The sequence below is a fragment of the Micromonospora sp. BRA006-A genome (assembly GCF_033433935.1).
In the GTDB taxonomy this organism is placed as follows: Bacteria; Actinomycetota; Actinomycetes; order Mycobacteriales; family Micromonosporaceae; genus Micromonospora; species Micromonospora aurantiaca.
Genome location: NZ_JANCLW010000001.1, coordinates 3,054,453 through 3,066,811, shown reverse-complemented (window position 1 = coordinate 3,066,811; position 12,359 = coordinate 3,054,453). Strand labels below are relative to the sequence as shown.

Genomic DNA, 12,359 nt, shown 5'->3' with positions numbered 1-12,359 from the left:
CGAGCGTGGGCTCAGCCGGTCCGGCCGGTGCCCAGGAAGTACAGGCCGGTGGTGGAGGCGCCGGAGAAGCCGTCCACCTTGGCCGGGTCGTACGCGGTGACGACCTTGGTGTGCAGGATCGGGTACAGCGGCACCTGGTCCGCCGCCATGTCCAGGGCCTGCTTCCACAGCGCCTTGCGGGCCGTCTCGTCGGAGGTCTGCGCGGCCTTGTCGAGCAGGTCGCCCATGGCCTTGCGGTCGGCGTCGCTCCAGCGGTAGCGCTGGCCCGGCCAGGTCTCGCCGAAGTAGTACCAGCGCATCAGCAGGTCGGTGTCGACGCCGAAGACGCTCGGGTCACCGGTGGCCATGAGCACCCGGAAGGTGTCCTTGGGGACGATGTCGCCATAGATGGCCGAGGACGGCACGGTGTTCAGCGTGGCGTTGACGCCGATCTTCTTCCACTGCTCGATGACCAGCGGGGCGACGTCCTTGACCACCGAGCTGTCGGTGGTGTCGAGCCGGAACGACAGGTTGGTGACGCCGGCCTCCTGGAGCAGGGCCTTGGCCTTGTCCGGGTTGTAGTCGTAGACGGTGGCGGCCTTCTGGTAGGCCTTGTTGCCCTCGTCGAGGTAGCTGGTCGCCGGGCTGCCGTAGCCGTTGAGCGCGGTCTTGATGACCGCCTCCTTGTCGATGGCGTAGTGCAGGGCCTGGCGCACCCGCTTGTCGCTGAACGGCGCGGCGGCGTTGTTGAACATGAGGAAGACCTGGTTGAAGGCCTGCTTCACGTCGATCGTGTACTTGTCCTTGAGCGAGTCGACGTTCAGGTAGGGCACGGCCTCGATGGCCTGCACCCGGCCGCCCTGCAGGTCCGACACGCGGGCCGACGCCTCGGTGGTGGTGTTCCACGTCATCGTCTCGACCTCGGCGGCGCGCGGGCCGTTGTAGTTCGCGTTCCTGCTCAGCTTGATGCCGGATTCCTTGGACGCGCTGTCCACCTTGAACGGGCCGGAGCCGATCGGGGCGGTGTCGAACGCCTTGGCCGCGGCCGCGTCACCGGTCTTCGCCTTGGGGACGATCTTGATGACCGCGATCCGCTCGCTGAACAGCGCGAACGGGTACTTCAGCGTGAACTCGACGGTCGTCGCGTCCTTGGCGGTGACGGTGTCCAGGAACGACACGAAGCCCTGCATCAGCGGCGGCGCCTTCGGGTCCGCGGGCTTGAGCACGCGGGTGAAGGACCAGGCCACGTCCTCGGCGGTGACCGGAGTGCCGTCGGAGAACTTGGCCCCGTCCCGCAGCGTCACGGTGTAGGTCCGGCCGTCGGCCCCGGGGGTCGGGTCGCTCTTGGCCAGGGCGTTGTAGGGTTCCCGCGTGATCGGGTCGAGGTCGACGAGGCCCTCGAAGACGTGCTGGTTGACCGCTGTCGCCACGGCCGAGGAGGCGTTGCTGGGATCGAAACCGCTGGAGAGCGTGAAGGCCAGCGTGGCCTCGATGGACGTGCCCCCCTTCCCGTCGCCCACGGCGTTGGTCGAGGCGGGACCGCCACTGCAGGCCGCCAGCGCGACCGCGAGGCCGCCCGCGAGGGAGGCGACGGTCAGGGAGCGGACGCGGCCGCGCAGGGCGCGCCGGCTCCTCGACGGCTTACCGGTGGTGCTCACGTAGCTGCCTCCATAGGCTCTTCATGCGCTCGCGTGCCCGCTCGCGCTCGGGGATGTGAAGCATAGGGTGTATGACGTCTGACGTCTGATGCCGGTAGGGTGAGAGTGACAGATTCGGGAACGAAGGGCAAGGGGCAGATGACGACCATTGACGCCAGTCCGCTACGCGGCGCCGAGCGGCCCAGCCCTCGCCGGCAGGAGGTCGCCACCAGGATCAAGGAGTACATCCTGCGCAACCGCCTCAAGCCGGGGAACCTCCTGCCCACCGAGACCGAGCTGTGCGAGGCCGTCGGCGCCAGCCGCTCCAGCGTCCGCGAGGCCGTGAAGATCCTCTCCGCGCTCGACATCGTCGAGGTACGCCACGGCCACGGCACGTTCGTCGGCCGCATGTCCCTCAACGCCCTGGTGGAGAGCCTGACGTTCCGCGGCCTGCTCAGCGGCGAGGACGACCACCACGTGCTGGCACAGGTCGTCGACATCCGCCAGACGCTGGAGCAGGGCCTGGCCGCCACCGTGATCGACGCCCTGGACGAGCAGCACCGCTCGGAGCTGTCCGCGCTCGCCGACGAGATGCACAGCCGCGCCGCCCGCGGCGAGGACTTCCTCGACGTCGACCGCGCGTTCCACCTGAAGCTGATGGAACCCCTCGGCAACGACCTGCTGGTCCAGCTCACCGAGGCGTTCTGGCAGGTGCAGGCCATCGTCGCGCCCACGCTGCAGACCGAGCCAGAGGACCGGGTCATCACCGCTCAGCGGCACCAAGCCATCGTCGCCGCCCTCACCGCCGCCGACGCGGCGGCGCTGCGCTCGGCCGTCGCCGAGCACTACGCACCCATCCGGGCGAGCATCGCCCGCGCCGCGCAGACCTGATCCGCCGTACGCCGAGACCGCGGCGAGAGGCCCGGGCAGGACCGCTGACGGCCACCCGGGCCGGACGGGAGACGTCGACCGGAACCGATCCTTGACGGGCGAGGGGGAACCCGCCTAGCGTCCAGACATCGGACATCTGACGTCGGATAGCTCCGATTCTCCCTCCCCCCGTCCCGGAAGGAACCACGTGTCCCCTCGCCGCGCCATACCGCGCCGCGCAACCGTCCTCGCGGCGGCCGCCCTCACCCTGCTCTCCATCCTTCCCGCCACCACCGCCCAGGCCGCCGCCCCCGCCGGTGTGACAGCCACCGTGGGCGCCGACTGCACCGCCGGCCGGCTGCTGCTCGACCTCGACAACCGCAGCACCACCACGCAGACCTACACCGTCACCTGGCCCGGACGCAGCGGCTCGCCGTGGACCCGCACGGTCGCCGCCGGCGGCAACGCCGAGCTGTACTGGACGCTGACCCCCGGCACGCCGTACACGCTGCGCACCACGACCCCGACCGGCCTGGACGACACCACCAGCGGCATCTTCCACTGCGGCACCGGCATGTCCGCGCTGGCCGGCTTCGACTGCACGAACGGCCGCATCCAGCTCGCCCTGGAGAACCGCACCACGACGGCCCGGGACTTCACCGTCACCTGGCCCGGACGCACCGGCTCGCCGTGGACCCGCACCGTCGCCGCCGGCGGCAACCACCTGCACTACTGGACCGTCGGCGCCGGCACCCCGTACACGCTGCGGGTCACCGCGCCGGGCTTCGACACCACGCTGCGTGGCACCACCTCCTGCGACCTCGCCGCCGGCAACCCGCAGCTCGCCACCACCACGCTGCTGACCACGCAGACCGTGATCCGCGACCTCAACGGCACGAACGGCCGGTACGACGGCACCGTCGCCTCGGTCCGCATCCCCGGCCTGGCCGTCACCAACAACGGCACCGTCGTCGCCGTGGCCGACGCCCGCGTCGACGGCTCGTACGACCTCGGCGGCGGCACCAACGACATCCAGATCGTGATGATCCGCAGCACCGACGGCGGGCGCACCTTCGAGCAGCCCCGAGTCATCCACGCCCCGCCCACCACCAGCGAGGGCGTCGGCGACCCCAGCCTGCTCGTGGACCGCGCCACCGGCGTCGTCTACTGCTTCTTCACCTACTCCCCCCGGCCCGGCATCAGCTTCTGGTCCGCCGGCTCCGGCCTGAACACCGCCGACGACCCGAACAGCATGCACCTGCGCTACATCACCAGCCGGGACGACGGCGCCACCTGGAGCGCGCCCGTCGAGCTGAACCCGGCCGTCAAGGACCCCACCTGGCGGCAGGTGTTCTTCTCCTCCGGACACGGCATCCAGACCAGCACCGGCCGCCTGATCCAGCCGATCGTTTACCGGGACTCCGCGGGCACCAGCCACGCCGCGAACATCTACAGCGACGACCACGGCGCGACCTGGCGCCGCGGCGGATCCGCCGGCGGGAACATCAACGAGAGCAAGGCGATCGAGCGCGGCACCGGCGCGGTGGTGCAGAACATGCGGCACAACTCGACCCGCAGCCGGTTCTACGCCACGTCCACCGACGGTGGCGCGACGTTCGGTACGGCGACGGCGAGCGCCCTGCTGCCCGACCCGCTCTGCAACGCCGACGAGATGTCCTACCTGCGCCCGGCCGAGGTCGGCGCGAACCGCGCGCCGGTACGCACCCGCACGGCGCTGTTCAGCAACAACGCGCACCCGACCGCACGCAACGACCTCACCGTGCGGCTGTCCACAGACGACGGCGCGACCTGGCCGGCACGGGCGCTGGTAAAGCCCGGCGGCGCCGGTTACTCGACGATGGCGGTCCTGGCCGACGGCACTGTCGGCAACCTGTACGAGGTGGGCAACACCGGCGGTATCTACTTCGCCCGGTTCAGCCTCGACTGGGTGAAGGGCGCCTGACCGCCGTGTCCCGCCCGGACAGCGTCGTCCGGGCGGGACACGGTCAGCGCTGCCAGCGGACCACGCCACCGACCACCGTCAGTGCCACTGTCAGGTCCCGCAGCCGCGCCGGTTCGACCCGGTACGGGTCGGTGGGCAGCACGATGAAGTCGGCGAGCATGCCGGGGCGCAACCGGCCCTTCAGGTGCTCCTCGTAGGACGCGTACGCGCCGGCCTCGGTGAAGCAGCGCAGCGCCGTGTCCAGGTCGAGCCGCTCGTGCGGGTCGACGCCGCCGGGCGGGGTGCCGTCGGGCTGCTGGCGGGTCACCGCGGCGTGGATGCCGAAGAACGGGTCGGGGTCCTCCACCGGGGCGTCCGACCCGAAAGCCACTGTGGCCCCGGCGTCGAGCAGGCTGCGCCAGGCGTACGAGGCCAGGCCCCGGCCGGCGAGCATCCGGGTGGTGAGCGGGATGTCGCTGGTGCAGTGCGTGGGCTGCATCGAGGCGATCACGCCGCTGCGGGCGAGTAGCGGCACGTCGTCCGGCAGCAGGTGCTGGGTGTGCTCGATCCGGTGCCGCAGCCGCGTTACCGGGCCCGGACCGGCCGACTCGCGCCAGCGCGCGTACGCCCGCAGCACCATCCGGTTCGCCGCGTCGCCGATGGCGTGCGCCGCCACCGCGATCCCGGCCCCGGCGGCGGTCGCCACCAGCCGCTCGAACTCCTCGGCCGGGGTGACCGCGATGCCGTGGTTGCCGGGCTCGCCGTCGTACGGCTCGGTCATCAGGCAGGTGTGCGAGCCGAGCGCGCCGTCGGTGAAGATCTTCACCGGGCCGGTGCTCAGCCAGCGGTCCCCGTCGCCGGTGGCCCAGCCGGCGTCGATCGCCTCGTCCAGCGCGGTGGCGGGGATCGTCTTGTGCACCCGCAGCGGCAGCTCGCCGCGGGTGTACAACGTCTCGTAGGCGGCACGGGCGTCCTGCCCGTCGAGGTCGTGGATGCCGGTCAGGCCGGCGGCGAGCAGCCGGGGCAGGTGGGCACGCAGCTGCGCCACCAGGTCACCGGCGTGCGGGGAGCGCACCACCGCGTACGCCGCGTCGGCCGCCGCCTCGCGCAGGATGCCGGTCGGCTCGCCGTGCTCGTCCCGCGCGATCTGCCCGCCGGGCGGGTCGGGGGTGGCGGCGTCGATGCCGAGGCGGGCCAGCGCGGCGGTGTTCACCCAGATGGTGTGGCCGTCGATGCTCGGCAGCGCCGCCGGCCGGTCCGGGCAGACCCGGTCCAGGTCGGTACGGGCCGGCTGCACCGGCCGGGTCCATCTGTTGCTGTCCCACCCGCCGCCGAGCAGCCAGGCGTCCGGCGGCAGCGTGGCGGCGTGTCCCGCGATCCGGGTCAGCGCCTCGTCGAGGCTCGGCGTGCCGCGCAGGTCCACCTGGTCCAGCCCGCGCACGTAGGACGCCGCGTGGATGTGGCTGTCGATCAGCCCGGGCAGCACGGCCATCCCGCCGAGGTCGACCCGCCGCGCGCCGCCGCCGGCCCGGTCCCGGCACTCGGCGAGGTCGCCGACGGCGACGATCCGCTCGCCGCGGACCAGCATCGCCTCGGCGTACGGGCGGTCCGGGTCGAGGGTGTGGATGCGGGCGTTCTCGTAGACCGTGCCGCTCATGGGCTCCCCTGCCTCGGCGCTCGTACGGAGTGTCAGGACGCGCGGACCGGCGCCGTCTCCTCCGGCTCACCGGCCCGGTCCGCGCGGATCCGGTCGATGTGGTCGGCCAGCTCGTCGGTGATCAGCAGGTCCCGCCGGATGTCGTCGTGCGGGTACGCGGTCCGCCCGACCATGTGCGCCGCGACCGGGGCGGTGGCGAGCTGGAACAGGCCGACCAGCACCAGCGTGGTGATGTCCACCCCGGTACGCAGCCGCAGCGCGCAGCCGAGCAGCACCAGCAGCAGCCCGAGCACCTGCGGCTTGGCCGCCGCGTGCATCCGCGACAGCACGTCCGGGAAGCGGACCAACGCGATGCCCGCGGCGAGGCAGAGCAGCGCGCCGGCGATCAGGCAGACGCTGGCGACGATGTCCAGGATCGCGTCGGCGGTCACTTCGGGCTTCTCCGGGACGCGAACCGGGCGACGCTCACCGAGCCGACGAAACCGACGAGGGCGAGGACGACGAGGACCGGCAGCGCGGTGGCGTCCCGGCTGTAGGCGGCCTCGGTGGCGATGGCCGCGACCGCGACGGCGAGCAGCACGTCGGTGGCGACGGCCCGGTCGAGGATGGACGGCCCGCGGATGATGCGGACGAGAGTGAGCCCACCGGCCGCGACGAGCAGCGCGGTGACGATCACGGCGACGACGGTCACGTCGGTGCTCCTTCCAGTTCGACCGAACCGGCGGGTTCGGCCTCGTCGTGGCGGATCCGGTCGCGCTCCTCGGCCGAGCCGACGGCGGCGACGATGCGCGCCTCCAGCTCCAGCACGCTGCGCCGGAACCGTTCCACCTCGTCGGGGCTCCGGATCCCGATGACGTGCACGTAGAGCGTCCCGGTACTCCGGTCGGCCTCCAGGATGAGACTGCCCGGCACCAGCGACAGCGCCTCGGCGTTGAGGGTCAGGTTGAGGTCGGTGTTCACCCGCAGGCGCACCGCGATGATCGCCGAGTGCGGGTGCCCGGGCCGGACGGCGAGCCAGGCCACCTGGGCGGACGCGACCACCAGGTCGTACAGGAAGCGGATCACGAACCGCAGCAGCGGTACCGGCCGGATCCGGCCGGCGAACGTGACAGGGGGAAGCGGGAAGACCACCAGCAGCACTGCCGCGACCACGAGTCCGCTGATCACGTTGGCCCAGCTGAAGGTGCCCCACAACAGCACCCAGACGGTGACCAGGCCGGTCACCGCGATGGCCCGGTTGCGCCAGCGGTCACGGCGGGTCAGCGGCGCTTTCGGCTGACTGGTCACGGCGGTCCCTCCGGGAACACGGCCTCGACGTACGGGGCACGGCGCAACAGGTCGTCGGCGGCGTCGGTGCTGATGTCGAACAGCGGCCCGGCCACCACCGTCAACGCCAGGCCGAGCACCACGAGGGCGGCGGTGGACACGGTCATCAGCCGGGGCAGCACCGCTCCGGCCGGCGAGGGGCCGTCGTGCGGCTGCTCGGCGCCGTCGGTGCGGGCCGCCTGCTCGGCGTCACCGGACTCCGGCATGTCCGCGTGCGGCGCCCGCCAGAAGGCGAGGTTCCACACCCGGGCGATGGCGTAGAGCGTGAGCAGGCTGGTGAGCAGTCCCCCGGCGACCAGCGACCAGGCCAGGAACCCGCCGTCGTCGACACCGGCCTGCACCAGGCCGAGCTTGCCGAGGAACCCGGAGAACGGTGGTATGCCGGCCAGGTTCAGCGCGGGCACGAAGAACAGCACCGCCAGCAGTGGTGACAGCCGGGCCAGGCCCCCGAGGCGGTCCAGCGCGGTGCTGCCACCGCGTCGTTCGACCAGGCCGGCGGCGAGGAACAGGGTGGTCTGGATGGTGATGTGGTGCACCACGTAGAAGATCGCCGCGGACAGGCCGAGCGGAGTGGTCAGGCCGACCCCGAACAGCATGTACCCGATGTGGCTGACCAGCGTGAACGACAGCAGCCGTTTGATGTCCGACTGCGCGACCGCGCCGAGGATGCCCACCACCATGGTCAGCGCCGCTATCACCATGAGCAGGTCGGCGGTGCGGCCGCCGGGGAACAGCAGCGTCTCGGTGCGGATGATCGCGTACACGCCGACCTTGGTGAGCAGGCCGGCGAAGACCGCCGTGACCGGCGCGGGCGCGGTCGGGTAGCTGTCCGGCAACCACGCCGACAGCGGGAACACCGCCGCCTTGATCCCGAAGGCGAGCAGCAGCATGCCCTGCAGCACCAGGCGGATGTCGTCGGGCAGCGCGTCCAGGCGGTCGGCGAGCTGCGCCAGGTTCAGCGTGCCGGTGGCGGAGTAGACCAGGCCGATCGCCACCAGGAAGATCAGCGAGGAGAGCAGGCTGACCACGACGTACGTGGTGCCGGCCCGGATCCGCGTCTCGGTGCTGCCGAGCGTCAGCAGCACGTAGCTCGCCACCAGGAGGATCTCGAAGCCGACGTAGAGGTTGAACAGGTCGCCGGAGAGGAAGGCGTTGCACACGCCGGCGGTCAGCACCAGGTAGGTCGGGTGGTAGACCGACAGCGGTGTCTCCTCGTTGCCGTCGGCCATGCCCTGCCCGATGGAGTAGACGAGCACGCACAGGGTGACCGAGGCGGACACCACGAGCATCAGCGCGGCGAGCTGGTCGGCGACGAGCACGATGCCCATCGGCGCCACCCAGCCGCCCACCTCCACCACGAGCGGGCCGTCCAGCGAGGAGCGGACCAGGAGCATCGCGGCCACCGCGACGGTGGCGGTGAGCACGATGATGCTGACCCACCGCTGGGCGCGGGCCCGGCGGGCGAGCAGCAGGGTGAGGGCGGCGCCGAGCAGCGGCATCACCACCGGCAGCGGTACGAGCCAGGTCATCGGACGGCCTCCGCCTCGCCGGCGACGAGCACCCGTGCCTCGGGGCTGCCGTCGGCGGCGTCGACGGTGTCCGAGTCCGAGGTGCCCGGGCCCTCGTCCCGGTCGGCCAGCTCCATGATCCGGCGGTCCTCGACGTCGTCCTGCACCTCGTCGTGCCCGTTGAGGTGCCAGCTCCGGTAGGCCAGCGCGAGCAGGAACGCGGTCATACCGAGCGTGATCACGATCGCGGTCAGCACCATCGCCTGGGGCAGCGGGTCGGACATGTCCTCCTGGGCGGTGGTGCCGACGATCGGCGGGCCGCCGGCCCGGCCGCCGGTGAGCAGCAGCAGGTTGGCGCCGTTGCCGAGCAGGATGACCCCCATCAGGACGCGGGTGAGGCTGCGTTCCAGCAGCAGGGTGACGCCGGTGGCGAACAGGACGCCGATGACCACGACGTAGACCAGGTTGGGGATGTTCGGGCTCACACCAGCTCCTCTTCCCGTACGCCGGCCGGTTCGGTCTCCTGTTCGTCGACCTCCTCCTGGCGGTCCATCTCGGCGCCCAGGCTGCGCAGGATGTCCAGGACGAGGCCGACCACGATGAGGTAGACGCCGACGTCGAAGAAGACCGACGTCACGAAGTGCACGTGGCCCAGCAGCGGCAGGTGGAAGTCGAGCGTCGCGCTCTGCAGGAACTCGCCGCCCAGCAGCATCGCGGCCACGCCGGTGCCGACCGCGACGAACAGCCCCGCGCCGAGCACCAGGCCCGCGTCCACGGGCGCGGCGCCGTTGAGTTCGGTACGCCCGCCCGCCAGGTACCGCACGGCGAGCCCCAGCCCGGCGACCAGCCCGGCGGCGAACCCGCCACCGGGGGCGTTGTGACCGGAGAAGAGCAGGTAGATCGAGAACAGCAGGATGGCGTGGAAGAGCAGCCGGGTGACCACCTGGAGGATCACCGACTGCTGCCGGGAGGTCGCGCCGCTGGTGAGCCAGCGCGGGCGCGACGACTGCTGCCGGCCGGCGCCGGGGATGCCGCTGCGCAGGTCCAGCGCGCGGGAGCGGCGGAAGATCAGGCTGGCTACACCGGTGGCGGCCACCACCAGCACGGCGATCTCGCCCATCGTGTCCCAGGCCCGGATGTCGACGAGCGTCACGTTGACCACGTTCTTGCCGCCGCCGTAGGACACGGCCTCGTCCGGGAAGCCGACCGAGATCGGCGTGGCGGTCCGGCTGCCCGCCGCCACGTACGCCATCCCGGCGGTGACCACGCCGACGGCGACGCCGAGCGCGACCCGGAACCGCCGGGTGGCGCGGATCGGGCGGGCCGAGAACCGGCGCGGCAGGCGGCGCAGCACCAGCACGAACATCACGATCGTGACGGTCTCCACCAGGAACTGGGTGAGCGCGAGGTCGGGCGCGCCGTGCAGGATGAACATCAGCGCCGTGCCGTAGCCGGTCACGCCGACCAGGATCATCGCGGTCAGCCGGCGGCGGGAACGCGCGGCCACCAGCGCCGCGACCACGATGACCGCGCCGGCGACGGCCTGCAACGGGGTGTCCCAGAGCTGGAACCGGCGGGCCCACGGCGCGCCGGCGAGTACCGCGCCGCCGGGCAGCACGACCAGCACCAGCAGGATGACGCCGAGGTAGAAGGGCAGCGAGCCGCGCTGGGTGGCGCCGGTCAGCTCCACCGCCGCGCGGTCGACCGCGCCGGCCAGTCGGTCGTAGCCGGTGGCGCCGTCGAACGGCAGCCGCGGTAGGTAGGGCCGGCGCCGGTGCAGCAGCAGGAACAGCCCGAGACCGGCGGTCACCGCCAGCGCCGACAGGCCCAGCGCCGGGGTCAGGCCGTGCCAGAGGGCCAGGTGGTAGCCGGGGTCGGCGGTCGGGAACTGATCGGCGTACGGGGCCAGCACCCGGTCCACCGCCGGGGCGAGGACGCCGACCGCGAGGCCGGCGAGGGCGAGCACCGCCGCCGGGCCGATGAACGCCGGCTCGATCCGGTGCGGCCGGGTCTCCGCGACGCCGGGCTTGGCGGCGAACGCGCCCCAGAGGAACCGCGCGGTGTACGCGACGGTCAGCGCCGAGCCGGCCACCACTCCGGCGAGCACGGCCAGTTCGGTGGCGCCGCCGTGCAGGAACGCCTCGAGCGCGGCCTCCTTGGCCACGAAGCCGATCAGCGGCGGCAGGCCCGCCATCGAGGCGGCCGCGAGTCCGGCGACCGCCGCCAGCACCGGCGCGCGCCGGCCCAGCCCGCTGAGCTCCCGCAGGTCGCGGGTGCCGGTGACGTGGTCGACGACGCCGACGACGAGGAACAGTGTGGCTTTGAACAGGGCGTGCGCCAGCAGCATCGCGGCGCCGGCCAGCGCGGTGTCCCGGGTGCCCGCGCCGAGGATCACCATGAGCAGGCCGAGCTGGCTCACCGTGCCGTACGCCAGCAGCAGCTTCAGGTCGACCTGCCGCAGCGCCGTCCAGCCGCCGAGGAACAGCGTGATCAGGCCACCGGCCAGCAGGACGGCGCGCCACACGGTGGTCTGGCCCACCGCCGGGCCCATCAGCGCGGCCAGGAAGACACCCGCTTTGACCATCGCGGCGGCGTGCAGGTACGCGCTGACCGGCGTGGGCGCGGCCATCGCCCGCGGCAGCCAGAAGCTGAACGGGAAGATCGCCGACTTGCTGGTCACCCCGAGCAGGACGAGCACCAGCGCGACGGCGAGGTAGCCGCCGTCGGGCAGGTTCCCGGCGATCTCCGACCACCGGTACGAGCCGGCGTGCTGGCCGAGCATCACGAACCCGGCGAGCATCGCCAGGCCGCCCAGCGTGGTGACCAGCAGCGCCTGCATCGCCGCGCGGCGGCTGGCCCGCTTGGTCGGGTCGCTGCCGATCAGCAGGTACGAGAAGACGGTGGTGAGTTCCCAGAACACGTAGAGCAGCAGCAGGTCGTCGGAGACGACCAGGCCGAGCATCGCGCCGGCGAACGCGACGAACACCGCGGCGAACCGGCCGAGGCCGGGATCGTCGGAGCGGAAGTAGCGCGCGCTGTAGACGAGCACGAGGGCGCCGACCCCACCGACGAGCAGCACCAGCAGCCAGGACAGCGTGCCCATGCGCAGCGCGAGTTCCAGACCGAGCTGCGGCACCCAGGTGACGGTCTCGACGACGGGCCGGCCCGCACGGACCGGTTCGGTACGGGTCACCGCCCAGATCAGCGCCGCCGCCGGGACGGTCGCCAGCAGATAGAGAGCCCGCCGACCGAGGAGGCGTACCAGCACGGGGGCGGTCACGGCTGCGAACGCATGGACCGCCACCAGAACCAGCACACACACTCCTCAAGATCGACCTGCGGTACGTCAACCCTAACCGGCGACTCGGCGAGGCGGTATGTCGAGAGAATCACGCGAACGTGTCGTGTCGGCTCCGCTCTGTTTCGGGTAAGGAGTGAGG

10 protein-coding genes are annotated in these 12,359 nt (G+C 72.2%); 2 read left to right on the top strand and 8 right to left on the bottom strand.

Annotation, left to right across the window (positions count from 1 at the left end):
• Window positions 1-11: 11 nt before the first annotated feature.
• Window positions 12-1,637: an ABC transporter substrate-binding protein gene (locus NMK34_RS13705; RefSeq protein WP_318333701.1), complete on the bottom strand. Its 1,626-nt coding sequence runs from the start codon at window positions 1,635-1,637 to the stop codon at window positions 12-14.
• Between the two features lie 138 nt (window positions 1,638-1,775).
• Between NMK34_RS13705 and NMK34_RS13700 the strand changes: the two genes are divergently transcribed.
• Window positions 1,776-2,507 carry a FadR/GntR family transcriptional regulator gene (locus NMK34_RS13700; RefSeq protein WP_318333700.1) on the top strand — a complete coding sequence of 244 codons (732 nt, stop codon included), beginning with the start codon at window positions 1,776-1,778 and terminating at the stop codon, window positions 2,505-2,507.
• A 187-nt stretch (window positions 2,508-2,694) separates the two neighbouring features.
• Window positions 2,695-4,449 carry an exo-alpha-sialidase gene (locus NMK34_RS13695; RefSeq protein ID WP_318333699.1) on the top strand — a complete coding sequence of 585 codons (1,755 nt, stop codon included), beginning with the start codon at window positions 2,695-2,697 and terminating at the stop codon, window positions 4,447-4,449.
• A 43-nt stretch (window positions 4,450-4,492) separates the two neighbouring features.
• Here NMK34_RS13695 and NMK34_RS13690 read toward each other — a convergent pair whose 3' ends face one another.
• The 7 genes from NMK34_RS13690 to NMK34_RS13660 are packed head-to-tail and all read right to left on the bottom strand — an operon-like array spanning window position 4,493 to window position 12,235.
• The gene (locus NMK34_RS13690; RefSeq protein WP_318333698.1) at window positions 4,493-6,085 is read right to left on the bottom strand and encodes an amidohydrolase; all 1,593 of its coding nucleotides are present in this window, start codon (window positions 6,083-6,085) and stop codon (window positions 4,493-4,495) included.
• 32 nt (window positions 6,086-6,117) lie between these two features.
• Window positions 6,118-6,516, bottom strand: a complete 399-nt coding sequence (mnhG, locus tag NMK34_RS13685; RefSeq protein WP_318333697.1) for a monovalent cation/H(+) antiporter subunit G — start codon at window positions 6,514-6,516, stop codon at window positions 6,118-6,120.
• Entirely contained in the window at window positions 6,513-6,776 is a 264-nt protein-coding gene (locus NMK34_RS13680; RefSeq protein ID WP_013285827.1) for a monovalent cation/H+ antiporter complex subunit F, read from the bottom strand. The genes mnhG and NMK34_RS13680 overlap by 4 nt, the downstream gene beginning before the upstream one ends.
• Window positions 6,773-7,372, bottom strand: coding sequence for a Na+/H+ antiporter subunit E (locus NMK34_RS13675; RefSeq protein WP_318333696.1), 600 nt, complete (start codon window positions 7,370-7,372; stop codon window positions 6,773-6,775). The genes NMK34_RS13680 and NMK34_RS13675 overlap by 4 nt, the downstream gene beginning before the upstream one ends.
• On the bottom strand, window positions 7,369-8,940 hold the full coding sequence (locus NMK34_RS13670) for a Na+/H+ antiporter subunit D (protein WP_318333695.1): 1,572 nt from the start codon (window positions 8,938-8,940) through the stop codon (window positions 7,369-7,371). Before NMK34_RS13670 ends, NMK34_RS13675 begins: the two co-directional genes overlap by 4 nt.
• The gene (locus NMK34_RS13665; RefSeq protein WP_318333694.1) at window positions 8,937-9,404 is read right to left on the bottom strand and encodes a Na(+)/H(+) antiporter subunit C; all 468 of its coding nucleotides are present in this window, start codon (window positions 9,402-9,404) and stop codon (window positions 8,937-8,939) included. Before NMK34_RS13665 ends, NMK34_RS13670 begins: the two co-directional genes overlap by 4 nt.
• Complete coding sequence (locus NMK34_RS13660) at window positions 9,401-12,235, bottom strand: Na+/H+ antiporter subunit A (protein WP_318333693.1); 2,835 nt, start codon at window positions 12,233-12,235, stop codon at window positions 9,401-9,403. The genes NMK34_RS13665 and NMK34_RS13660 overlap by 4 nt, the downstream gene beginning before the upstream one ends.
• Window positions 12,236-12,359 lie beyond the last annotated feature (124 nt).

Coding starts and splice junctions, on each gene's coding strand:
- NMK34_RS13700 (WP_318333700.1), top strand. CDS start 1,776: ATGACGACCATTGACGCCAGTCCGCTACGCGGCGCCGAGCGGCCCAGC.
- NMK34_RS13690 (WP_318333698.1), bottom strand. CDS start 6,085: ATGAGCGGCACGGTCTACGAGAACGCCCGCATCCACACCCTCGACCCG.
- NMK34_RS13670 (WP_318333695.1), bottom strand. CDS start 8,940: ATGACCTGGCTCGTACCGCTGCCGGTGGTGATGCCGCTGCTCGGCGCC.